The organism is Arthrobacter sp. PM3, from assembly GCF_003352915.1.
GTDB lineage: Bacteria > Actinomycetota > Actinomycetes > Actinomycetales > Micrococcaceae > Arthrobacter.
In genome coordinates this window covers 1,676,571-1,697,171 of the sequence record NZ_CP022314.1, presented here as the reverse complement: position 1 = coordinate 1,697,171, position 20,601 = coordinate 1,676,571, and the positions used below count along the sequence as shown (strand labels likewise).

21 protein-coding genes are annotated in these 20,601 nt (G+C 69.0%); 8 read left to right on the top strand and 13 right to left on the bottom strand.

The features are described 5' to 3' along the window. On the top strand, positions 1-261 hold a 261-nt coding region (locus CFN17_RS07875), incomplete at its 5' end, for an IS3 family transposase (protein WP_208750186.1). Positions 262-451: 190 nt separating this feature from the next. On the opposite strand, the gene CFN17_RS07870 is transcribed toward CFN17_RS07875, so the two are convergent. Continuing rightward, a complete protein-coding gene (locus CFN17_RS07870) occupies positions 452-2,542 on the bottom strand; it encodes a sialate O-acetylesterase (protein ID WP_208750860.1) in 2,091 nt (696 codons plus the stop codon). 154 nt (positions 2,543-2,696) lie between these two features. Between CFN17_RS07870 and CFN17_RS07865 the strand changes: the two genes are divergently transcribed. The 3 genes from CFN17_RS07865 (at position 2,697) to CFN17_RS07855 (ending at position 6,289) form a co-directional block, all read left to right on the top strand. Next, entirely contained in the window at positions 2,697-3,809 is a 1,113-nt protein-coding gene (locus CFN17_RS07865; protein ID WP_208750859.1) for an alcohol dehydrogenase catalytic domain-containing protein, read from the top strand. Between the two features lie 136 nt (positions 3,810-3,945). After that, entirely contained in the window at positions 3,946-5,415 is a 1,470-nt protein-coding gene (locus tag CFN17_RS07860; RefSeq protein ID WP_208750858.1) for a peptide MFS transporter, read from the top strand. A gap of 4 nt (positions 5,416-5,419) precedes the next feature. After that, positions 5,420-6,289 carry a phosphotransferase gene (locus CFN17_RS07855; protein ID WP_208750857.1) on the top strand — a complete coding sequence of 290 codons (870 nt, stop codon included), beginning with the start codon at positions 5,420-5,422 and terminating at the stop codon, positions 6,287-6,289. Between the two features lie 24 nt (positions 6,290-6,313). On the opposite strand, the gene CFN17_RS19920 is transcribed toward CFN17_RS07855, so the two are convergent. After that, a complete protein-coding gene (locus CFN17_RS19920) occupies positions 6,314-7,075 on the bottom strand; it encodes a DUF4190 domain-containing protein (protein WP_261792411.1) in 762 nt (253 codons plus the stop codon). A 149-nt stretch (positions 7,076-7,224) separates the two neighbouring features. Here CFN17_RS19920 and pgm point away from each other — a divergent pair, with 149 nt between their 5' ends. Beyond that, positions 7,225-8,886 (top strand): phosphoglucomutase (alpha-D-glucose-1,6-bisphosphate-dependent), encoded by a 1,662-nt coding sequence (gene pgm, locus CFN17_RS07845; RefSeq protein ID WP_208750856.1) that lies wholly within the window; start codon positions 7,225-7,227, stop codon positions 8,884-8,886. Here pgm and CFN17_RS07840 read toward each other — a convergent pair. The 4 genes from CFN17_RS07840 to CFN17_RS07825 all read right to left on the bottom strand — a co-directional run bounded on the left by CFN17_RS07840 (position 8,876) and on the right by CFN17_RS07825 (position 12,432). Next, a complete protein-coding gene (locus CFN17_RS07840) occupies positions 8,876-10,030 on the bottom strand; it encodes a GGDEF domain-containing protein (RefSeq protein ID WP_208750855.1) in 1,155 nt (384 codons plus the stop codon). The genes pgm and CFN17_RS07840 overlap by 11 nt on opposite strands. Positions 10,031-10,188: 158 nt before the next feature. Beyond that, the gene (locus CFN17_RS07835; protein ID WP_208750854.1) at positions 10,189-10,743 is read right to left on the bottom strand and encodes a 2'-5' RNA ligase family protein; all 555 of its coding nucleotides are present in this window, start codon (positions 10,741-10,743) and stop codon (positions 10,189-10,191) included. 150 nt (positions 10,744-10,893) lie between these two features. Beyond that, positions 10,894-11,499: a malonic semialdehyde reductase gene (locus CFN17_RS07830; RefSeq protein ID WP_208750853.1), complete on the bottom strand. Its 606-nt coding sequence runs from the start codon at positions 11,497-11,499 to the stop codon at positions 10,894-10,896. Between the two features lie 147 nt (positions 11,500-11,646). Beyond that, on the bottom strand, positions 11,647-12,432 hold the full coding sequence (locus tag CFN17_RS07825) for a GNAT family N-acetyltransferase (protein ID WP_208750852.1): 786 nt from the start codon (positions 12,430-12,432) through the stop codon (positions 11,647-11,649). Positions 12,433-12,554: 122 nt separating this feature from the next. Here CFN17_RS07825 and CFN17_RS07820 point away from each other — a divergent pair, with 122 nt between their 5' ends. Further along, entirely contained in the window at positions 12,555-13,910 is a 1,356-nt protein-coding gene (locus CFN17_RS07820; RefSeq protein WP_208750851.1) for a uracil-xanthine permease family protein, read from the top strand. Between the two features lie 18 nt (positions 13,911-13,928). Here the strand turns inward: CFN17_RS07820 and CFN17_RS07815 are convergent, their stop codons facing one another. The 3 genes from CFN17_RS07815 to CFN17_RS07805 all read right to left on the bottom strand — a co-directional run bounded on the left by CFN17_RS07815 (position 13,929) and on the right by CFN17_RS07805 (position 15,889). Beyond that, entirely contained in the window at positions 13,929-14,423 is a 495-nt protein-coding gene (locus CFN17_RS07815; protein WP_208750850.1) for an Hpt domain-containing protein, read from the bottom strand. 231 nt (positions 14,424-14,654) lie between these two features. Next, positions 14,655-14,954, bottom strand: a complete 300-nt coding sequence (locus tag CFN17_RS07810; protein WP_208750849.1) for a hypothetical protein — start codon at positions 14,952-14,954, stop codon at positions 14,655-14,657. Positions 14,955-14,989: 35 nt separating this feature from the next. Continuing rightward, entirely contained in the window at positions 14,990-15,889 is a 900-nt protein-coding gene (locus CFN17_RS07805) for an SDR family oxidoreductase (protein WP_208750848.1), read from the bottom strand. 210 nt (positions 15,890-16,099) lie between these two features. Here CFN17_RS07805 and CFN17_RS07800 point away from each other — a divergent pair, with 210 nt between their 5' ends. Then, positions 16,100-16,600 carry a DUF6328 family protein gene (locus tag CFN17_RS07800; RefSeq protein WP_208750847.1) on the top strand — a complete coding sequence of 167 codons (501 nt, stop codon included), beginning with the start codon at positions 16,100-16,102 and terminating at the stop codon, positions 16,598-16,600. Between the two features lie 44 nt (positions 16,601-16,644). Beyond that, positions 16,645-17,307, top strand: coding sequence for a DUF6766 family protein (locus tag CFN17_RS07795; RefSeq protein WP_208750846.1), 663 nt, complete (start codon positions 16,645-16,647; stop codon positions 17,305-17,307). 20 nt (positions 17,308-17,327) lie between these two features. Here the strand turns inward: CFN17_RS07795 and CFN17_RS07790 are convergent, their stop codons facing one another. The 4 genes from CFN17_RS07790 to CFN17_RS07775 all read right to left on the bottom strand — a co-directional run bounded on the left by CFN17_RS07790 (position 17,328) and on the right by CFN17_RS07775 (position 20,575). Next, complete coding sequence (locus CFN17_RS07790; protein WP_208750845.1) at positions 17,328-18,452, bottom strand: glycerate kinase; 1,125 nt, start codon at positions 18,450-18,452, stop codon at positions 17,328-17,330. Positions 18,453-18,522: 70 nt separating this feature from the next. After that, entirely contained in the window at positions 18,523-19,344 is an 822-nt protein-coding gene (locus CFN17_RS07785) for a glycerophosphodiester phosphodiesterase (RefSeq protein ID WP_395926574.1), read from the bottom strand. A 34-nt stretch (positions 19,345-19,378) separates the two neighbouring features. Next, positions 19,379-19,627, bottom strand: a complete 249-nt coding sequence (locus CFN17_RS07780; protein WP_208750844.1) for a hypothetical protein — start codon at positions 19,625-19,627, stop codon at positions 19,379-19,381. A gap of 129 nt (positions 19,628-19,756) precedes the next feature. Next, positions 19,757-20,575, bottom strand: coding sequence for an HAD family hydrolase (locus CFN17_RS07775; RefSeq protein ID WP_208750843.1), 819 nt, complete (start codon positions 20,573-20,575; stop codon positions 19,757-19,759). Positions 20,576-20,601: the final 26 nt, after the last annotated feature.

Here is a 20,601-nt window from a genome sequence, read left to right as displayed (position 1 = left end):
GTGTCCTGGCGTGTTCTGCTCGAGGACGCCGGCGCGGTCCAATCGATGTCCCGCAAAGGCAACTGCTACGACAACGCGGTCATGGAGAACTTCTTCGGCCACCTCAAGGAAGAACTCTTCCACCATGCCCGGTTCCCCAGCACCGACGCCCTGGCAGCGGCCCTGAACGAGTACATCCGCTGGTACAACACCGAAAGAATCTCAACAAAACTCAAAGGCCTGAGCCCGGTCCAATACCGCGCCCAGACCCTCGCAGCTTAGGCTGTAACCAACCAGTCCAACAATCGGGGACCAGTTCAGGACCCGGAATGAGCATGTCCCCCGCGCCGGACAGCCCGCAGCAACTACCCCGCCCCGCAAGCGCCCCGCGAGCCATACCGCCCGCGCTTCAGCCCGCGCGCCCCGCGAGCGCCGCCGCGAGCGCCCGCCCGGCACGCCGCAGGACCAGCCCCTACCCGCGGAAATAGCCGGCGACGTCGGCGACGATCTGCACGGACCCGCCCGAGGTGTTCGTGATTTTGACGTTGCCGTCCGGCCCGACCGGGACCACGGCCAGGTTCGCAAGCGTCTGCCCCCGGGAGTACGACAGGTTGGAGGCGTTCGGGGTGGCTGAACCGGAGGCAAATGCCGTCAGGAACCCGTGGGACCGTGGCTCGGTGACCGTCAGGTTGACCACCACGGCGGACACGTTGGTCGGGATCCCTTTGACGCCGCGCACGTGGAAGGTTGCCGAGGCCCCGGCCGCGACGGAGCCGGGCGAGCTCCGAGTGTCCAGGAACCGCGTAGGTGCCAGCGCACCCAGCGCCCCCGTCTGGGCAGGTTTGCCAGACAGGAAATACCCGGCGACATCGGCGATGACCTCCGTGGACCCGGGCGATGTGTTGGCCACCGTCACCTTGCCGCCCCTCCCGAGCGGGACCACGACGAGGTTGGGCACCGTCTGCCCGGCCGTGTAGTTCACGCTGGAGGCGTTCGGTTTGGCGGTGCCCGCAGCATAGGCAGTCAGGAACCCGAATGACGTCGCCGCTGCCGACGTGACGTTCAGGACGACTGCCGAGGCATCGACGGGGATTCCCGAGGTGCCACCGACCTGGAACGTCACCGATCTGCCGCCGGCCACGGATCCTGAGGAGGACCGCGTGTCCAGCAGCCGCTTGGGCGCCACGGCGTCGAGCGTCCCCGGCGCCGCCGCCGTGCCGGACTGGAAATAGGCGGACACGTCGGCGATCAGGTGCACCGTGCCCGAGGAGGTGTTGCTGAGCGTCACCCTGCCGTCCGCGCCGACCGGCACCACGGCCAGGTTGGAAACGGTCTGCCCGGCGACATAGTTCAGGTTCGAGGTTCCGGGCTTGTCCGTTCCGGCGGCATAGGCGGTGATGAACCCGAACGACTTCGCCGACGTCACTGTCAGGTTCAGTGCGACGGCGGATATGTCGGCCGGAAGGCCCCTCGCGCCGGCCACCCGGAAAGTCACCGAGCCACCGGCAGCGACGCGGCCCGGCCGGATCCGGGTGTCCAGGAACCGCTTCGGGTCCGTGGGCATCGCCCGGCCGGAGCAGTCCGGCACGGTGAGGGCAGGGGTGGGGCCGGACGTCGCCTTTGTGTTGGCCAGCGCCTGCCGGTAACCGGCCAGGTAGGACCGGCCCAGGTATTCGACGCCGGCGCGGGCGAAGTGGGTCGTGTCGTTCGGGTTCAGCGCGCAGGCCAGCGAGGGCGCAAAGCCGGTGTAGGCGACACGGCCCGGGGTCTGGTAGTGGACCTTGTCCACGTTGGGCCTGCCCGGCCGTGCGGCGATGCCCTCGGGCGTCATGCGCCCCACCACGAAGGGCAGTTTGGGCGCGGACAGCTGCCGGCGGAAATAGGCGATGGCTTCGTCCAGCCCCGCACTGTAAACCGCCGCGGAGGTCAGCGAGTTCTTTTCGCCCTGATGCCAGAGGATCCCCTTGAGCTCCACCGTGTAGCCGGCCGCCCGCGCCGCGGCAATGCCCGCCAGGGTCTGCTTGACGGCGAGGGCCGGGAGGTCGAACTCGGGGGCGGATGCCGCGCCGACCGACCACGTCAGGGTCTGCGCCGCCGAGGTGAACCCGGTGTCACCGTGCGCCGCCGGAATGATCAGGACGCCGACGTCGGCGGGCTGGGTTTTCAGGTACTCGCGCGCCATGGTGGTGGCGGGGGACAGCCCGCTGGGACTGTCGTGCATGTCCAACGGAACCGTGGCGGGCCGGAACGTGCGCACCTTGGCTCCGTACTGGAAGATGCGCGGGTCCGCGACGTCGACCGCACCGTCCAGCGGAAGGCCCCGCCCGGACATATTGGACTGCCCCGCCGCGAGGAACACGTGCAGGGTGGTCACGCCCGGCGCGGTGTGGCCGGGTACGACGCCCGTGAGGAGGAGGGCCAGCACCGCCAGGGCGAGCAGAAACGGCCGAAACAGGGACCGGCGGGGAGGCCGCAGGACAGAGGAGGCAACCGGGCAGGACACTTCCTGCGCCCCGGGCCACACCGAGTCCAGGGGACGACAAAGCTTTCCCCAACCAGCCATGCTTCCACTGTTGCCCAGTCACCTTGAGCTTTTCTTGTCCGTTTGGACGGCCTGCCGACGGGTCGCGGGCCACGCCGAAATGGACCCCGGCACCGGCGGCGGCTAGGGTTCACTCAAACCCGACCACCCCGCCATCAAAGCGAAAAGAGGATCGATGAAGATCACCGGTGCAGTCCTGGAGGAAATCGGTCGTCCACGCCCGTTCGCGGAGTCCAGGCCGCTCAGCATCTCCGAACTGGACCTGGGCGCTCCCGGCCCCACCGAGATCCTGGTCCGGCTGGAGGCGGCCGGGATCTGCCACTCGGACCTGAGCGTCGTGGACGGCAACCGGGTGCGCCCTGTTCCCATGCTCCTGGGCCACGAGGCCGCCGGCCGCGTCGTCGGCGCCGGGGCCGACGTCACAGACCTGCAGCCCGGCCAGCGCGTGGTGATGTCGTTCCTGCCGCGCTGCGAGCAGTGCGCCAACTGCGCCGAGGACGGCCGGCTCCCCTGCACGGCCGGCTCCAAGAGCAACAACGACGGAACCCTCCTCCGGGGCGCCCGGCGCTTGAGCCGCGGCGGCGAGACCGTCCATCACCACCTTGGCGTCTCGGGATTCGCCACCCACGCCGTCGTGGACCGCGCTTCGGCCGTGCCGGTCGACGACGACATCCCCGCGGACATCGCCGCGGTCCTGGGCTGCGCGGTGCTGACCGGCGGCGGAGCCGTACTCAACGCGGCCCGTCCCCGGACGGAGGACAGCATCATGATCGTCGGCCTCGGCGGCGTGGGCATGGCGGCACTCATCACTGCGGTCTCCCAGGGAATCTCGCGGATCGTCGCCGTCGACACGCTTGAGCAGAAACTCGAGCACGCCCGCCGCCTCGGCGCCCACGAGACCTACACGCCGCAGCAGGTCCTCGAGGGCGGGACCAAAGCCAGGTTCGTGATCGAGTGCGCCGGCAACCCGCGCGCCTTTGAAACCGCGTTCGCCGCCACCTCTCCCGGCGGCACCACCGTCACCGCCGGGCTGCCCTCCCCGGATGCCCGCGCCCAGCTGGCGCCGCTGACCGTCACCGCCGAGGCCCGCACGGTCGTGGGCAGCTACCTCGGCTCCGCCGTCCCGTCGCGGGACATCCCGAAGTACGCGCAGCTGTGGCGCGACGGGAAGCTGCCGGTCGAGGAGCTGATCTCGGACCGCATCGCCCTTGCCGATATCAACCGGGCAATGGACCAGCTTGCCGACGGGCAGGCCATCCGGCAGATCATCATGTTCGACGCCGATTAGCGGCGCACGGCCGACCCGCACCCCGGTGCACGGCCTCACCCCCGGGGAGAAAAGTGGGACGAAACACCGTCCGGGTTGCTTGCCCCGCGCCGCCTCGAATGTGACAATTCCGCGTCACAATGTCAGCATTAAGTAAATGAGCACAACTCATTTAGATACCCGTCCCGCTACAACGCCGGACGATACCTCGTTTTTTGGCCACCCAAAGATGCTGGCCAGCCTCTTCTCCGTAGAGATGTGGGAGCGCTTCTCCTTCTACGGCATGCAGGGAATCCTGCTCTACTACATGTACTTCTCGGTGGAGAAGGGCGGCCTCGGGATTGACCAGGGCCTGGCCGCCGGACTCGTCGGCGCCTACGGCGGCGGCGTGTACCTCTCCACGATCCTCGGCGCGTGGCTCGCGGACCGGCTGTTCGGGTCCGAGCGCGTGCTGTTCGGCGCGGCCATCATGATCATGGCCGGCCACATCGCGCTGGCACTCGTCCCCGGTGTTCCCGGCCTGATCGCCGGCCTGGTCCTGGTGGGCGTCGGGTCCGGCGGGCTGAAGGCGAACGCCACGGCCCTCGTGGGCACCCTGTACGGCGAGAAGGACGAGCGCCGCGACGCCGGGTTCTCCATCTTCTACATGGGCATCAACGCCGGCGCACTGATCGGCCCCCTCGTGACCGGCTGGCTGCAGGAAAGCCAGGGCTTCCACTGGGGCTTCGGTGCTGCCGCCGTCGGGATGGCCGTGGGCCTGACCGTCTACGCCATGGGCCGCAAGAAGCTTCCCGCCCAGAGCCAGCGGGTCGCGCACCCGCTCCCGGACGCGCAGCGCAAGAGGTACGGCCTGATCTTCGGCGCCATCGCCGCGGCCGTCGCGGTCCTGCTCATCACCGGCACCATCAACGCCGAGAACCTGGCCACGTCCATGGCCTACGCCGCGATCGGCGCCTCCGTGATCTACTTCGCCCTGATCTTCAGCAGCAAGAAGGTCACCGCCACCGAACGGGGACGGGTGACGGCGTTCATCCCGCTGTACATTGCCTCGGCCGCGTTCTGGGCCCTGTTCCAGCAGCAGTTCACCTTCATCGCCGTGTACTCGGAAGAAAAGCTGGACCGGAACTTCCTGGGCTGGGAAATGCCCGCCGCGTGGGTCCAGTCGATCAACCCGGTGTTCATCATCATCTTCGCCGGCGTCATGGCGGGACTGTGGACCCGGCTGGGCCGCCGGCAGCCGGGCTCGGCGCTGAAGTTCGCGATCGGCCTGTTCGTGATGGGCCTGGCGTTCCTGGCCTTCATTCCGCTGTCCGGCGACGGCAAGACCCCGCTGCTGGCACTGGCGGGAATCCTGCTGCTGTTCACCCTGGCAGAACTCTTCCTGTCCCCCATCGGCCTGTCCGTGACCACCAAGCTCGCGCCGAAGGCGTTCCGCACCCAGATGGTCGCGCTGTTCTTCCTCTCCGTGTCGCTGGGCACCACGCTGGCCGGCATCCTGTCCGGGCTGTACAACCCGGACGACGAGCTGCCGTACTTCATCGGCGTGGGCGGCACCGCCATCCTGCTGGCCGTCGGCATGGCAGCGGCCTCGCCGGCCATCAAGAAGCTCATGGGCGGCGTACGCTGACCCGATGAGCCCCGCACGTCGCGTCCCGGTCGATTCGCGCGTCTACACCCCCGCCCCCGGCGAGGAGTCCGACGTCGAACCGATGCCCGCGGGCGACGTCACCGACGGTGTGGTGCGGGTCGGCGGAACCGTCCGCCGCCCGCACCAGCCGCAATCCCTCGCCGTCGCGGAGTACCTGGACTGGCTCGAAGACGCCGGATTTGAAGGGTCCCCGCGGTTCCTGGGACGGGACCCCCGCGGCCGGGACGTCCTGACCTTCGTGCCGGGCCAGTGCGCCGGATCCCCGCCCGAAGCCTGGGCACAGTCCGGGGACCTTCTGGCATCCGTGGCGCGCCTGGTGCGGCGGCTGCACACGGCATCGGCGGGCTTCGTGCCGCGGGCCCACCCGTTTCCGCCCCGTCCGTTTCCGCGCAGTCCTGTCCGGCCGAACCCGACGGACGCTGCCGGGCTCATCTGCCATCTGGACATCACACCGCAAAACGTGGTGGTCCGGGACGGCCGGGCGACCGGCGTGGTGGATTTCGACCTCGCCGGTCCTGCCACGGCCTTCCACGATTCGCTCAATACCGCCATGCACTGGGTGCCGCTGCGTGATCCGGCCGACGCGTGGCCGGGCTGGGAGGACCAGGACCCATTCCGCCGGCTCCGCATTTTCGCGGACGCCTACGGCTGGACGGAGGAGGAACGACGCCGGGTGCCCGGCGCCGGGATCGACGCCGCGGCGCTGAGCTACGAGCGGATGCGGCACAACGCCGCGACGCTGGGCGGCGGATGGGCCCGGATGTGGGACGACGGCGTCGGCGGCCTGATCCGGCGCAGGCAGGACTGGCTCGCGGCCAACGCCGGGCCGCTGGTCACTGCCCTGACTACCTGAAAACGTGCCTGGCCTGTATGAGTCTCAGACCCCGTACCCGCGGTTGCTGGCGGTCCCGATGACCAGCCCGAAGATGACCATCACCAGGATGGTCACGGCGATGGCCGCGTACCCCAGGACGAGCCCGGCTATCGCCATACCCTTTCCCGCAGGTTCGCGCCGCAGGGCCAGGTGCCCCAGAATGACCGCAGCTAATTGGGGCAGCAGGAAGAACCCGAATCCCAGCCATGCGGCGATGCCGCAGCACATGCTCGCGATGCTCAGCGCCTTTGGCGCCGCCGGCATGGTGGAGTACGTGGGCTGGCCGTAGGCGTTGTAGCTGTAGGGCTGCGCGTACGGCGAGGGCTGGCCGTAGCCCTGGACCTGCTGGCCGTACGGAGCCTGGCCCGGAGCGTTGTAGGCCTGCCCGGCGGCGCCGTAGACCGGCGGGTAGGGGCTGGAGTACTGGCCCTGGTCCGGTGTCGGCTGCCCTTTGACCTCCTGCCCGGAGGTCTCCTGCCCGGGCTGCACGCCGGCGGAGTGCTGCTGCGTCAAGTCCGGCAGCGGTGTGGTCGGATGCGAGGAGTCCGGCTGGGACGGAACGGCCGGTTCGTGGTCCGGAAGGCGCAGGGTCGGCTGGTAACCCTCGGGGGTGACGCCCGGACCCTGCTCACCGGCCCCCTGCGCGCCGGGAGCCTCTGCGCCGGGAGCCTCTGCGCCGGGAGCCTCTGCGCCGGTCCCGTGCGTGCCCGGACCCTGCGCGCCTGGACCCTGTTCGTCCTGACCGTGTTTTGGCTGTTCAGTCATAGTATGCCCCCTCAAGAAGTCTCTGGATCCAGCGTACCGCCGCGGGGTTGCGTTGTGGCCGGCCCGGCCGGTGGGTTTTCTTGCGTCACAGGAACGGGTTTGAGGCGAAACCGTGTTGCGCCGCCGTCGTCGTCTGGCATGCTGGTGCCATGGCTAGCCGCGCGGGCACAGTTGCCCAACCCCAAGACCTTGTTGACCTCACTGCGCTCCTGGATGCGTACTACGACGTTTCACCGGACCTGACGGATCCGGGCCAGCGGGTGGCCTTCGGCACCTCCGGGCACCGGGGATCGAGCCTCAAGGCGTCCTTCAACGAACCCCACATTCTTGCCATCACCCAGGCGATCGTGGAATACCGGGCCGGCCAGGGCATCACCGGGCCCCTTTACCTGGCGAAGGACACCCACGGCCTGAGCGAACCGGCGCAGAACTCCGCCCTCGAAGTACTGGCCGCCAACGGCGTGAACGTCCTTATCGACGCCCGCCACGGCTACACGCCCACCCCCGCCCTGAGCCACGCCATCCTCACGCACAACCGGAAGGCGGCACCGGGCGCCCCGCAGGCCGACGGGATCGTGGTGACCCCCAGCCACAACCCGCCCGCCGATGGCGGCTTCAAGTACAACCCCCCGCACGGCGGTCCCGCGGACACGGACGCCACCGGCTGGATCGCCAACCGCGCCAACGAACTCCTTGAGAACGGGCTGCGGGGCGTCAAGCGCGTCCCCCTGGCTGACGCCCTCGCCGCCGGGACCACCGGTAAGTTCGACTTCCTCAGCAGCTACGTGGACGACCTCCCGTCGGTGCTGGACCTGAACGCGATCCGCGACGCCGGCGTCCGGATCGGCGCCGACCCCATGGGCGGCGCGTCCGTGGACTACTGGGGCGAGATCGCGGAGCGGCACCACCTGAACCTCACGGTAGTGAACCCGACCGTCGACCCGCAGTGGGCGTTCATGACCCTGGACTGGGACGAGAAGATCCGGATGGACTGCTCCTCGCCGTCGGCGATGGCGTCCCTGATCGCACGGATGGCTGTTGGTGCGGACGGGTCCGCGCCTTTCGACGTCGCCACAGGCAACGACGCCGACGCTGACCGCCACGGGATCGTTACGCCGGACGGCGGGCTGATGAACCCGAACCACTACCTCGCCGTCGCCATCGACTACCTGTACCGGCACCGCACCGGCTGGAACCCGCAGTCCGTGATCGGCAAGACCCTGGTCTCGTCGTCGATTATCGACCGCGTCGCCGCGAACCTTGGCCGCAAGCTCGTGGAGGTCCCGGTGGGCTTCAAGTGGTTCGTTCCGGGTCTGCTTTCCGGTGAAGGAGCGTTCGGTGGCGAGGAATCCGCGGGCGCGTCCTTCAACAAGATGGACGGCAGCGTCTGGACCACCGACAAGGACGGCATCCTGCTGGCGCTGCTGGCCTCGGAGATCACGGCCGTGACGGGCAAGTCGCCGTCGCAGCTCTACAAGGGACTCACGGACCAGTTCGGCGACCCCGTCTATGCCCGGATCGATGCCGCAGCGACGCGTGAGCAGAAGGCCGCGCTGGGCAAGCTCTCGCCGTCGGACGTGACCGCCACGGAACTGGCCGGGGAAACCATCACGGCCAAGCTGACCGAGGCGCCGGGCAACGGCGCGGCGATCGGCGGGCTGAAGGTGGTCACCGAAAACGCCTGGTTCGCGGCGCGGCCCTCCGGTACCGAGGACGTGTACAAGATCTACGCCGAGTCCTTCAAGGGCGCCGAGCACCTCAAGCAGGTCCAGGCCGAGGCGAAGGCGCTGGTGGACGGGGTTATTTCGTAGCCCCGCCGGCCAGTTCGGCGCGGTCCCTGCCAAGCGTCTTTGCCTGGTAGAGGGCCGCGTCGGCCGAGGCCACCGCAGCGTCGAGGCCGCCGGCCCCGGCGCCGGTGGAGGCGATCCCGTAACTCACGGTCGGCAGCCGGGGAATTCCCTCCGCCTCTGACTGCTGCAGCCGGAGGCTGATGTCTGCGGCGATTTCCTGCGCCCGCTCCGGGGTGACGCCGGGCAGCAGGAGGATGAACTCCTCGCCGCCGTACCGGCCCACGAGGTCAGTGGAGCGGACGGTTCCGGTGCAGGCCCTCGCGAACGCCTGCAGGGCCGAGTCCCCGGCCGCGTGGCCGAACTGGTCGTTGATCGCCTTGAAATGATCCAGGTCCGCGAGGACGATCGAAGCGGCCGTTCCGCTCCGGCGCAGCTGCCGGAGTTCGTTTTCCGCGAGGTCCAGGAACGCCGCCCGGTTGAGCAGGCCGGTGAGGCCGTCCACGGTGGCCCGGTCCCGCAGGTCCCGGGTCTGCTGTTCATAGCTCAGTTCGGCCATCGTGAAGGATGCCACCACGAGGGTGATCGTGGAGAAGGCTGTCATCGGCGCGGAGCCGAACACCGTTGTGAAGACCGCGCCGTTCTGCCCGTCCGCGAGGAAAGCGACGAGCCGACCGGCGTAGAACACGGCCAGGATGCCGGCGCCCACCGCGAGAGGGCGGTGCACGCGCGAGTAGTCGCGTTCGAGCAGGAACATCTCCCGGGACCCCATGCCGATCAGCAGCGCCATGAAGCCCAGGTACACGGGGCCTCCCGACCAGACATTGGTGGCCGGGTGATCCAGCGCGGAGGCGACGGCGGTGGCCGCGGGGCCGGCAGCCAGCTGCCAAGGCCGGGGCGAGGGCGCACGCAGCGACCGGCCGCCGGCCCAGATGCTGGCCGCGCCCGCCACCAGCAGGACGTTGCCTGAGGGGTTGGCCCAGAGCTGGTGCACCGTCCCGTCCAGCAGGTACAAGGCGTTGCCGGCCAGGAACAGCAGCAGCGCCATGCACCACCAGGCACTGTAGGCCGACCGCGTCCGCCGAAACGTGATGAAGTAGAACAGCATGAGCAGCGTGAGGTCGACCAGCGCCAAGGCAACCCGAAGTGTTGCGGTGTCAAGCATCATGTAGTGGCCCCCCGGTCCGCCCTGATTTGCCCGATATAACGTCGCTTCCCGACGAATACCCGTCGAAGTTGACCCAAGTATGGCACTCGCCGTCGGAAAAGCCGGGCGGCGGCCGCGATGTGACGCGGGTTTCCCGAGCCGCCGCCGCTCCTGCAGCGCTACTTCGCTTCCGCCCGGCTGCCGCTCCAGAGCTTGAGGATCCGCCGGGTGGAGTGTCCGCCGCCCGGGGCCATGTCCACGAGCGCGATCCGGTCCAGCGTGACCGTGTCCCCGGCGCGAAGCCGTTTGTCCCCGTGGTGGGAGACATGCGGGCGGTAGCCGGCGAGGGTATAGGCCGGGGTGGAGATCCGGCCGGGCAGTTGCTGGACGATCCGGACCAGCGCGTCGTGGAGTGACTGCAGTTCTTCGCTGGGTTCGATCAGGTTGACCGGGATGGACCCGGCCCGGCCGAAGCCGGCCTCGCCGCCCACGGTCAGCCGGCAGCCCAAGGCCGCCGCAACGGGGTCCGCCATGCGGTCGACGATCGTTTCCGCGAGCGAATCGTCCGAACCCGGTGCCGCTGTGTCGTCCGCGATGGGCGCCGCACCAGCATCCATAAGGGGTTCGACGACGTCGAACTTCACCAAGGTGATGTGCAACGGCCAGTCATCACGGGGAAATTCGAGCCCCTCGACAACCGGCTCCACGAAGGCCACCGCGATCAGGTTCCGCATGGGAAAAGTGTGTCACGCCCCGCCCGGGCCGGACTAAACTGGGAAGTGGCCCCGGATGCAGGCCATGCGCTGAACCGCAGAAATGCGTCCCGCGTGCCTCCGGCCTGTCCCCCATGGTGCCGGAGGCACCTCCGCGAGGTAACGCTCCTCTTAGACCGTCCGGACGACGTCCTCGTACGCGAACTTCGGCTTGGCTGCGCCCCAGGCGTCTGCGCCGGGCTGGCCGATGTTGACCACCAGGAAGCTCTTCTGGCTGCCGTCGGGGAAGAACGCGGCGTCGATCGCGGCGAAGTCCGCGCCCGTCATGGGGCCGGCGGCGAGGCCCAGCGAGCGGACCGCGAGGATGAAGTAGCCGGCCTGCAGGTGGGCGTTGTTGTTCCCGGTGGCCGCGGCCAGGTCCGGCGCGGCGTCGTACATGGCCTTCGGGGCGTTGTAACCGGGCAGGAAGGCGTCCCACTGGTCCTGCCAGGCGGTGTCGTAGCTCAGCACGGCGACCAGCGGCGCCGATGCGGTCTTGGCCCGGTTGCCCGCAGACAGCGCGTCCACGAGCGTGGCGCGGGCCTCGTCGGAGCGCACGTAGGTGACGCGCAGCGGCTGCGAGTTGAAGGCGGTGGGGCCGAACTTCGTCAGTTCGTAGATGGCGCGGGCCTGGTCGTCGGTGACGTCGCCGGTGAAGACGTTGGCGGTGCGGGCCTCGGCAAAGATGGCGTCCACCGCTGCGGCGTCGATTACTGCTTCTTCATGGGCGATCGTCATTCGCGTCCCTTTCGCTGGGTCCGCCCCGGCCGGGGCGCTTCTGCTGTCCCTAGGTGCAACAGGTCACCGCGGCGGCTGCTTCCCGGCCCGCGGCGTGACGTCAGCCACAGCCGGGCCGGCCGCACGGCCCCCGCGAGGACCTGACGCTTACCGGCGCCAGCGATACGGTGTGGTCGTGGACACCCGCACCAGGCCGTAGCGTTCCAGGATCGGCCGCGAATACTCGGTTGAATCGCTGTGGATCAACGTCTTTCCCAGCGCTATGGCCGCCCGCGCCCGGGCTGCAGTCACGGCGCGGTAGATCCCCCGGCCGCGCCATTGCGCGCGCGTCGCCCCGCCCCAGATGCCCGCGAATTCGGTGCCGGGAACCGGTTCCAGCCGGCCGGCGCTGACGATCACACCCCGGTGTTCGGCGACCCAGAGTTCCATGCCGTCGTCGCGGGCGACGCGGCGCAGGATGGCTTCCGCGTTGCCGTCGGAAGCGTGGCTGCCGAAGACCTCGTCCTGCATGGCGCTCATGGCGCGGATGTCCGGCTCGTCCGTCACGCGCCGCAGGCAGACTCCGGGCGGCAGGGGCACGTCGACATCCAACGCACCGGCGTCGCCGATCATGACCGACTCGGTTTCGTCCGGTTCGAACCCGTTCGCCAGCAGCGCCTCGTGGAGTCCGGGCGCGTGGTCATGGCCCCTGGTCTTCCACTCGACCCGCACGATCTCAGGGTCGGCACGGTAGAACTCCAGAACCTCGGCCACCCAGTGCGCGATCGTGTCCGCGCCGGCGCCGGCCAGGTTCTGGTAGGTCACGAAGCCGCGGCCGCCCGCGAAGGTCACGAGCCGCAGGGGGCCGAGCCGCCCGACCGCGACCGCGCTGGGGGTTTCCGCATCTGTCCGCAGTTGCTGGTCGTAGGCAGCAAGGAGTTCGTCGATAGTCATCGGCCCCTACGGTACGCCCCCGGGTACGGATCCGGCGCCCGGCGGCGCGCCGCCCGCGCGGTAAAGTTGCGTGGAAGATTCCTTCCGCTCCCGCCCCCTCATTCTCTGAAAGGCTCCCGGCAATGAGCATGCTCGGCACCAAATGGAAGCTCCACGGCACCGGCAAGTCCGTCCGCCCCGGCGAAGTCGTCAGACCGGATGAGCGGCTGACCTGGCCGCTGACCATCGGGATCGGCATGCAGCATGTGGTGGCCATGTTCGGCGCCACGTTCCTGGTGCCGATCCTCACGGGCATGCCGCCGGCCACCACCTTGTTCTTCTCCGGCATCGGCACCCTGCTGTTCCTCGTCATCACGCAGGGCCGCGTGCCCAGCTACCTCGGTTCCAGCTTCGCGTTCATTGCCCCGATCCTGGCCTCACAGCAGCAGTTCGGCATCCCGGGGGCGCTCGGCGGCGTGGTGATGGCCGGCGCGGTCCTCGCCGTCGTCGGTGCGGTGGTGCAGAAGTTCGGCGCCGGCTGGATCAACCGGCTCATGCCTCCGATCGTGACCGGCGCAATCGTGGCCCTGATCGGCCTGAACCTGGCCCCGGCGGCGAAAATGAACTTCGACAAGGCACCGGTCACGGCCTTCATCACCCTGGCCGTGATCATCGTGGTCAGTGTCTTGTTCCGCGGCATCCTGGGCCGGCTGAGCATCCTGGTGGGTGTGGTCGTGGGCTACGTTGTGGCCATGGCCCGGGGCGAGGTGGACTTCGCCAAGGTGGACACCGCCGGCTGGGTGGGCCTTCCGCATTTCCAGACACCCGAATTCCACCTCGGGGTGGTGGGCCTGTTCGTGCCGGTGGTGCTGGTGCTGGTGGCGGAGAACATCGGCCACGTGAAGTCGGTTTCGGCCATGACGGGCCAGAACCTCGACGGAGTGTCCGGCCGCGCGCTGCTGGCCGACGGCGCCGCCACTGTGCTCGCCGGGCTCGGAGGCGGCTCCGGAACCACCACCTACGCCGAGAACATCGGCGTCATGGCCGCCACCAAGGTGTATTCGACCGCGGCGTACTGGGTGGCGGGCATCTTCGCGGTGCTGCTGAGCTTCTCGCCGAAGTTTGGCGAACTCATCGCCACTGTCCCGGCCGGTGTCCTGGGCGGCGCCGCCACCATGCTGTACGGCATGATCGGGGTGCTGGGCGTGAAGATCTGGGTCCAGAACAAGGTGAACTTCTCCAACTCGATCAACCTGACCACCGCCGCCGTCGCGCTGATCATCGGGATCGCGAACTACACGTGGACCGTCGGCGATCTGACGTTCAACGGCATCGCGCTGGGCTCGGCCGCGGCCCTGGTGATTTACCACGGCATGAAGGCACTGGCGAAGGCACGCGGTACGGTGGCGGAGCCCGAAACGGAAGACCTGACGCCTCTCGCTGCCCAGACGGCGGCGGTCAAAGCCGCCGCCAAGCGCACCCCGAAGAAGCGCCGGTAAGGGGACTCCCCCGCCGCGTCACGGGAGCGGGTCCGGTGGGCCGGCGTTCAGCAGGGTGAGGGCTGCTTCCAATTCAGTGGCCGTAACCCCAAGGAGGCGGGCCGTTTCTCGCGCCCGGGTGTTACGCCCGGACCCGAGGTCGGTGTCAATGAGCCCGGCGATGAGCTCGAGCCGGCACGCGCCGGCCATCGCAGCGGACCAGGACAAGCTTTGGGCGGCGAGGCGCCCCTCCTCCCACTTTCCGGCTGTCAAGGCCTGGTGCACCTTTTCGAGCCGGTAAGGAAGCATGAACAGGAATGTCCTGACGAAGTCCTCGAACTTCCAGGACTCGGGATTTCCCGCGGTCTCCTGAAGCCGGGCGGGGTCCACGATGGGTGCCCTGGCAATGCTCGCGCGGTACTTGCGCGGCGCCTGGCCGGCCGCGTCCCGTTCTTTCGCTTCCGCGCGGGTGGTGGCCTGACGTTCCGGCACGGACCGGAGCGTCCACGAGGCTGACTTTGCGTTGAGTCCCATGACGTACCCCTTGTCCCTGGCAGCCTGTTCCGGCCCGCCGGACAGGCTCAGCTCCTGCGCGCGGGACGGGCCGGGATCCCGATGACACAACTTTATGAATGCGCCACGGGGAGGACACGAGTGCCCGCTACCCGGAACCTCAGCAGCCACCACTTGTATCACTGGCCACATACATATCGCCTGCGGCCCGGGACTGCCACAGTATCCGGCGGCCCGGGCCGCGGCCGCCTCCTAGCCGGCGTCGAACCGTTCCTCGTCGTCACCGCGGCCGTCCGGGGATTTCCGCTCCGGCAGGTCCGTGCCGGAACCGTCGGGCAGTCCCGCCGCGTCCTGGCCGGACTCCGAGGAGAATGGACGGCCGGCGTCGGGCTCTTCCGTGTTGGACGTATCCATTTCAGCCTCTGACGACGGCACGGCGGCCCGTGCCTTCTCCGCGGCCTCGCCGCCGGGCATCTCCTCTTCGGGGGTCGGCGTGCCGTAGCCGCCGGCTTCGTCGGTCGGGTGGTTCCGGTTCTGCTGGTTGTCAGTCATGCCAGTCCTCCTATGGTTGGTGGTCCGTGGATGGCCTAGAGGCCCTTGCCACCGGTGACGGGCAGTACCGCACCGGAAATGTAGGAGCCGTGGTCCGAGGCAAGCAGGACATAGGCCGGCGCGAGCTCTGCGGGCTGCCCGGCCCGCTGCAGGGGCGCGTCCAGGCCGAAGGTCGGCAGTTTGTCCGGCCACTCGGTGGCCGGGATCAGCGGCGTCCAGATGGGTCCGGGCGCCACGGCGTTGACCCGGATTCCCTGCGGGCCGAGTTCCTGGGCCAAGGCCTTGGTGAACGCAACCTGGGCCGCTTTGGTCATGGCGTAGTCGATCAGTTGCGGTGACGGGTTGAAGGCCTGAATGGAGGCAGTGGTGATGATCGACGCACCGGCTTTGAGCCGGGGTACGGCCGCGCGGGCCGTCCAGAGCAGCGAATACAGGTTGGTCTTAAAGACGCGATCGAACTCCTCCGTGGGGAGGGACTCCAGGCTCTCCCGATTCTTCTGGTAGGCCGCGTTGAGCACCAGGACGTCGAGCCGCCCGAATTCTGCCAGCGTGTCTTCCACGATCCTCGCCGCGAAGTCCTCGCTGCGGCCGTCACCGGGAAGCAGCAGGGCCGTCCGGCCGGCTTTCCGGATCCACGCGGCAGTGTCCTGCGCGTCCGCTTCCTCCTCCGGCAGGTACGAAATCGCGACGTCGGCGCCCTCGCGGGCGAAGGCGATCGCCACCGCCTTGCCGATTCCGGAGTCGCCGCCGGTGATGAGGGCCGCGTTGCCGTTCAGCGCGCCGCTGCCCTCATAGCTTTCTTCGCCGTGGTCCGGCTTGGGGTCCATAGGGGCGGTGAGGCCGGGCTGTTTTTGGACCTGTTCCGGAAACGGCCCGGAGTGGTAGCCGGCGCGGGGATCGCGGGGCTGGTCCTGTTGTTTGCTTGATTCACTCATAGTCCACCTACCCAACGTGTCGGTTTTCCTGGGACGGTCCGTGGCCGGTACTGCGTGGCCTTCGGAGCCGCTTTGGCGAAGTAAACAGTTTCCACCATAGCCGCAATTTAGTCAGCACACTTAGTACCACCTTGTTTTTGGGAACCTTCAAGCCTAAGTTGAGGGAAGGCCGCGGCCTGCGGCCCCTTCGTTTCATGCCGAGGAGCCCCCATGACAGGTACCGCAATGCCGGGGGATGACGGCAGGGACGAATCCGGCGCGGAGCGGATGGACAGGAACTGGGCGGAACTGCTGCAGGAACTCCGGGTGCTCCAGACCGGCGTCCAGATCCTCGCCGGTTTCCTCCTGACACTGCCGTTCCAGTCCCGCTTCGAGACCTTGGATGACCACCAGATTCGCCTTTACCTGACCAATGTGGCTCTGGCCGCCCTGACCACAGCGACGATCGTGCTGCCCGTGAGTGTGCACCGTCGGCTGTTCCGGCAGGGGCTGAAAGCCACCCTGGTGGCCAGTGCCGACATCATCGCGAAGGTCTCCCTGACCGGCGTTGGCCTGCTGAGCGTGGGCACCACATCCCTGATCTTCGACGTGACTCTGGGCCGGACGGCCGGGGTCATTGCCGGGCTCGGCCTGCTGTGCATCCTGGTGCTCCTGCTGGTGTTGTTCCCTTCCGCGATCCGCCGGAGAGCCCGGCGGGAGGCGGCACAGTGACGCGGCATCCGGAGCAGCGGCGCGCCGGGAGCCAGGGAGGGACCATGAGAAGGTGGGTCAAGGATCACGGGCTCCTGCTGGCCAACATCGGGCTGTTTGCCGTGTTTTTCGGCGGCATGGTCCTGAGCGGGGCGAGCAGCTACAGCGACGACCAGCTTGCTCACGGCCAACCGCCGGTCAGCGTCCTGGGGTACCTCGGGACGGGGGCGTTCCTCGAGGCGACGTTCGAGAACTGGGAGTCGGAATTCCTGCAGATGGGCATGTACGTCATCCTGACCGTGTTCCTGTTCCAGAAGGGGTCCTCCGAGTCCAAGCCGATGGACCGCGCTGCGCCTCAGGATGAAGACCCGCGGCGCGCCAAAATCAAACCGGCCACGCCGTGGCCCGTGCGGCGCGGCGGCTGGATCCTCAAACTCTACGAACACTCCTTGTCCGTCATGTTCCTCCTGCTGTTCCTGGCTTCGTTCATCCTGCACGCGGTGGGCGGGGCCGAGGACTACAACAGCGACCAGGAGGCACACGGGCAGCCGACCGTGACGGTGCTGGGGTACCTCGCGACAAGCCGGTTCTGGTTTGAGTCCTTCCAGAACTGGCAGAGCGAGTTCCTGGCGGTGGCGGTCCTGGTGGGAGCCTCGGTGTTCCTGCGCGAGAAAGGCTCCCCCGAGTCCAAACCCGTGGCCGAGCCGCACTACGAGACCGGGGCCTGAGCGCCGCAGCCCCGGGGCCGTTAGGCGCCTTCGAGGACCTGGGTGGTGGCCCAGGCGAGGTACTTGGCGGCGTTGGCGACGGCGTCGTCCGGGCCTGCCGCGACGTCCAGCAGTTGGGCGGCGGCCACGACTCCGTGTTTGGCGAGGTCGTCCGGGGTGACGAGGATCCGCCCGGCCACCACGATTACCGGAATGCCTCGGGCCTGGGCCGCGTCGGCCAGGGCGATCGGCGCCTTGCCCGTCAGGGACTGGCTGTCCATGGAGCCTTCGCCGGTGATGACCAGATCGGCCACCGCGAGCTTGTCGGCCAGGCCCGTCAGCCCGGCCACGAGCTCGAAGCCGCCTTCCAGCGCGGCGTTGCTGAAGGCCAGGAACGACGCCGGGAAGCCGCCGGCCGCTCCGGCGCCCGGGATGTTGACGTCCCGGCCTGTGGCCTCGCGCAGGACCGACGCCCAGTTGCGCAGACCGGCGTCGAGCAGTTCCACGGCGTCCGCGTCCGCGCCTTTTTGCGGGCCGAACACGTGCGCGGCGCCGTCCGCGCCGTAGAGCGGGTTCTGCACGTCGACGGCGATCCGGAACTTCACGGCGGACAGCCGGGGATCCAGGCCGCTCGCGTCCACGGAGACCACGTCCGCCAGGGATCCGCCGCCGAGCGGCACCACGTTGCCGGCCGCGTCGAGCGGCTTGAGTCCGAGCGCGCGCAGGGCGCCGCTGCCGCCGTCGCTCATTGCCGAACCGCCTACGCCCAGCACGATTTCGGTGGCGCCGGCCTCGAGGGCGGCTGCGATCAGCTGGCCGCAGCCGTAGCTGTGCGCGCGCAGGGCGTTCTCCGGGGTGGGCTCCATGTGGGCCAGGCCGGATGCCTGGGCTGTTTCGATGACGGCGGTGGCGCCGCCGAACGCGTCTTTGCGCAGGGCCCAGGCGGCGCCGACCGGGGCCAGGATAGGTCCGACGACCGCGTTGATCAGTTCCTCGTATCCGGCGGCGAAGGCCGCTTCGATGGTGCCTTCGCCGCCGTCGGCCACGGGGAACTGGATGGCCTCGGCATCCGGGTACACGCGCAGGGCCCCTTCGGCGATGGCGGCGGCGGCTTCGGTGGCGGTGAGGGAGCCCTTGAACTTGTCCGGGGCGATGAGGATGCGCATGGCTCTATCCTGCCAGCCCGCAGGGCCGTGCCCGCCGATATGTCGCGGGTGGCCGATATGTCGCGGGTGTCTAGGCCCAGGTCCCGCGTTCCCGGAGGACGGCCTTGAGCAGGTCCGCGCGGTCGGTGACGATCCCGTCGACGCCGAGGTCCAGCAGCCGGTGCATTTCGGCGGGCTCGTTGATGGTCCAGACGTGCACCTGGAGGCCGTGCCGGTGGGCGCGCCGGACAAAGCCGCGGGTCACTACGGTCACGGCGCCGTAGCGGGCCGGGACCTGGAGGGCGTGGACACCCTGCAAGGCACGGCGCGCCACGAGGGACATCAGCGGTGCCGGCAGCACGGGGCCGAGCAGGACGAACACGGCATTGGACACCGTGCCGGCCGAGGCCGCGGCGGGCCGGCTGAGCTGCCGCAGCACGGCGCGGCGCCGCCGGTCCGAAAAACTGGCCACCAGCACGCGGTCGTGCAGGCCCAGCCTTTCGATCGCCGAGGCCAGGGCGTCCACGGAGTTCCAGTCCTTGACGTCCACGTTCAACCGGACGTCCGGGAAGGCCGCGACGAGCTCTTCGAACAACGGGATGGGTTCGATGCCGCCGATCCTGGCCCGGGCGACGGCGGCGGCCGGCAGGTCAGCGATCCTTCCGCGTTCCGCCGTGAGCCGATCCAGGGTTTTGTCGTGGAAGAGCACCAGCACGCCGTCGGCCGTGGTGTGCACATCCGTCTCCAGGTGCCGGATCCCCAGTTCGACGGCGGCGCGGAAGGCGGCCATCGAGTTCTCCAGCCCGTCGAGGGAGAAACCCCGGTGGGCCATCGCCAAGGGCGTCTGGGAAGTGCCCCCGGCATTGCCGGCGGCGCCACCGCCCGAGGCAAAGAACGGGTGCAGGGTCGTCACTCCTGAAGCGTACCTGAGCCCGGGGTGAGGGGTGTCAGTCGTCGTGCGGGCGGATTTCGATGCCGTCGCCGCAATGCAGCAGCGTGCGGCCGCGGCCGCCGTCGAGGTCCACCCAGACAACGCTGTGGTCGGCCGTCACGGCGTCCACGAGGCCGCCGGTCTCGAAGCCCGGCGAGAGCCGGACGCTGACGCGGTCGCCTTGGCGCAGCTGCCGCCAGTGCTGGTCCGGTTCCGCGGGGTGCAGCGGTTGCTCGTCCCTGTTATTGATGCGGTATCTGGCCATGATGTCCCCACTCTCGCCTCAAATGATCGGTCGCGAGCTTTCAGCCTAGGAGGCCAAGGTGAACGCCAGTTGACCGCCCGCTGGGAATCGGGTGACCTGTACACCGCCGAACGGAAAGACCGACCGGCGCTACGGAAGGCGGAGGCCGAGTTGGGCGAGCTTGGCCTCGAGGATCTGGGCAACGCCGTCGTCGTCGAAATGGGGTGCCTGCTGGCCGGCGGCGAGGATGGCCTCCGGGTGTCCGCTGGCCATCGCATAGCCGTCGCCGGCCCAGCGGAGCATCTCGATGTCGTTGGGCATGTCGCCGAAGGCCACGACGTCGGCGGCGTCGATGCCGAGGGAGGCCGCGTATTCGGCCAGGGTCACGGCCTTGTTGACGCCGGGGAGGGACAGTTCCAGCAGGGCCATGTTCGGCGCCGAGTGCGTCGCGGCGGCCAGATGGGCGACGGCGGGGCTCACCTCGGCCAGGAACTCGTCCGCGGTGCCCTCCCGGACGATGGCCAGGAACTTGGTTACCGAGTCGCCGGCAGTGAGGGTGGTGTGCAGCGGGCCGGGCGTGAACTCGGTCAGCAGCCGGCTTGCTTCGTTGTCGAGGAATCCCGGTTCCAGGTGGAAGCCGGTCAGGGTTTCGGCGGCAAACAGGGCCGAAGGGCGCAGCTTCCGGATGATGCGGCGGGCCTCGAACACAGCGTCCAGGTCCAGCGTCCGCGCCGAGACCACGCGGTCAGCCTCGAGGTCCCAGACCACGGCGCCGTTGGAGCAGATGACGGTGCCGGCGTGCCCCAGCCGGTCCTGCAGGGGGTGCAGCCAGCGCGGCGGGCGGCCGGTTACAAAGACGAGTTCCAGCCCGGCGTCGCGGCAGGCGTGGAACGCGCGGACGGTCCGGTCACTGATCTTGCCGTCATGGCCGAGGATCGTTCCGTCGATATCGCTTGCTACGAGCCGCATACAGCCAGTCTACGTTGGCCGCTCCA

Excerpts from the sequence above, each read along its gene's own strand:
- CFN17_RS07870 (WP_208750860.1), bottom strand. The coding sequence starts at position 2,542 with ATGGCTGGTTGGGGAAAGCTTTGTCGTCCCCTGGACTCGGTGTGGCCC.
- CFN17_RS07865 (WP_208750859.1), top strand. The coding sequence starts at position 2,697 with ATGAAGATCACCGGTGCAGTCCTGGAGGAAATCGGTCGTCCACGCCCG.
- CFN17_RS07860 (WP_208750858.1), top strand. The coding sequence starts at position 3,946 with ATGAGCACAACTCATTTAGATACCCGTCCCGCTACAACGCCGGACGAT.
- CFN17_RS07855 (WP_208750857.1), top strand. The coding sequence starts at position 5,420 with ATGAGCCCCGCACGTCGCGTCCCGGTCGATTCGCGCGTCTACACCCCC.
- CFN17_RS19920 (WP_261792411.1), bottom strand. The coding sequence starts at position 7,075 with ATGACTGAACAGCCAAAACACGGTCAGGACGAACAGGGTCCAGGCGCG.
- pgm (WP_208750856.1), top strand. The coding sequence starts at position 7,225 with ATGGCTAGCCGCGCGGGCACAGTTGCCCAACCCCAAGACCTTGTTGAC.
- CFN17_RS07840 (WP_208750855.1), bottom strand. The coding sequence starts at position 10,030 with ATGATGCTTGACACCGCAACACTTCGGGTTGCCTTGGCGCTGGTCGAC.
- CFN17_RS07835 (WP_208750854.1), bottom strand. The coding sequence starts at position 10,743 with ATGCGGAACCTGATCGCGGTGGCCTTCGTGGAGCCGGTTGTCGAGGGG.
- CFN17_RS07830 (WP_208750853.1), bottom strand. The coding sequence starts at position 11,499 with ATGACGATCGCCCATGAAGAAGCAGTAATCGACGCCGCAGCGGTGGAC.
- CFN17_RS07825 (WP_208750852.1), bottom strand. The coding sequence starts at position 12,432 with ATGACTATCGACGAACTCCTTGCTGCCTACGACCAGCAACTGCGGACA.
- CFN17_RS07820 (WP_208750851.1), top strand. The coding sequence starts at position 12,555 with ATGAGCATGCTCGGCACCAAATGGAAGCTCCACGGCACCGGCAAGTCC.
- CFN17_RS07815 (WP_208750850.1), bottom strand. The coding sequence starts at position 14,423 with ATGGGACTCAACGCAAAGTCAGCCTCGTGGACGCTCCGGTCCGTGCCG.
- CFN17_RS07810 (WP_208750849.1), bottom strand. The coding sequence starts at position 14,954 with ATGACTGACAACCAGCAGAACCGGAACCACCCGACCGACGAAGCCGGC.
- CFN17_RS07805 (WP_208750848.1), bottom strand. The coding sequence starts at position 15,889 with ATGAGTGAATCAAGCAAACAACAGGACCAGCCCCGCGATCCCCGCGCC.
- CFN17_RS07800 (WP_208750847.1), top strand. The coding sequence starts at position 16,100 with ATGACAGGTACCGCAATGCCGGGGGATGACGGCAGGGACGAATCCGGC.
- CFN17_RS07795 (WP_208750846.1), top strand. The coding sequence starts at position 16,645 with ATGAGAAGGTGGGTCAAGGATCACGGGCTCCTGCTGGCCAACATCGGG.
- CFN17_RS07790 (WP_208750845.1), bottom strand. The coding sequence starts at position 18,452 with ATGCGCATCCTCATCGCCCCGGACAAGTTCAAGGGCTCCCTCACCGCC.
- CFN17_RS07780 (WP_208750844.1), bottom strand. The coding sequence starts at position 19,627 with ATGGCCAGATACCGCATCAATAACAGGGACGAGCAACCGCTGCACCCC.
- CFN17_RS07775 (WP_208750843.1), bottom strand. The coding sequence starts at position 20,575 with ATGCGGCTCGTAGCAAGCGATATCGACGGAACGATCCTCGGCCATGAC.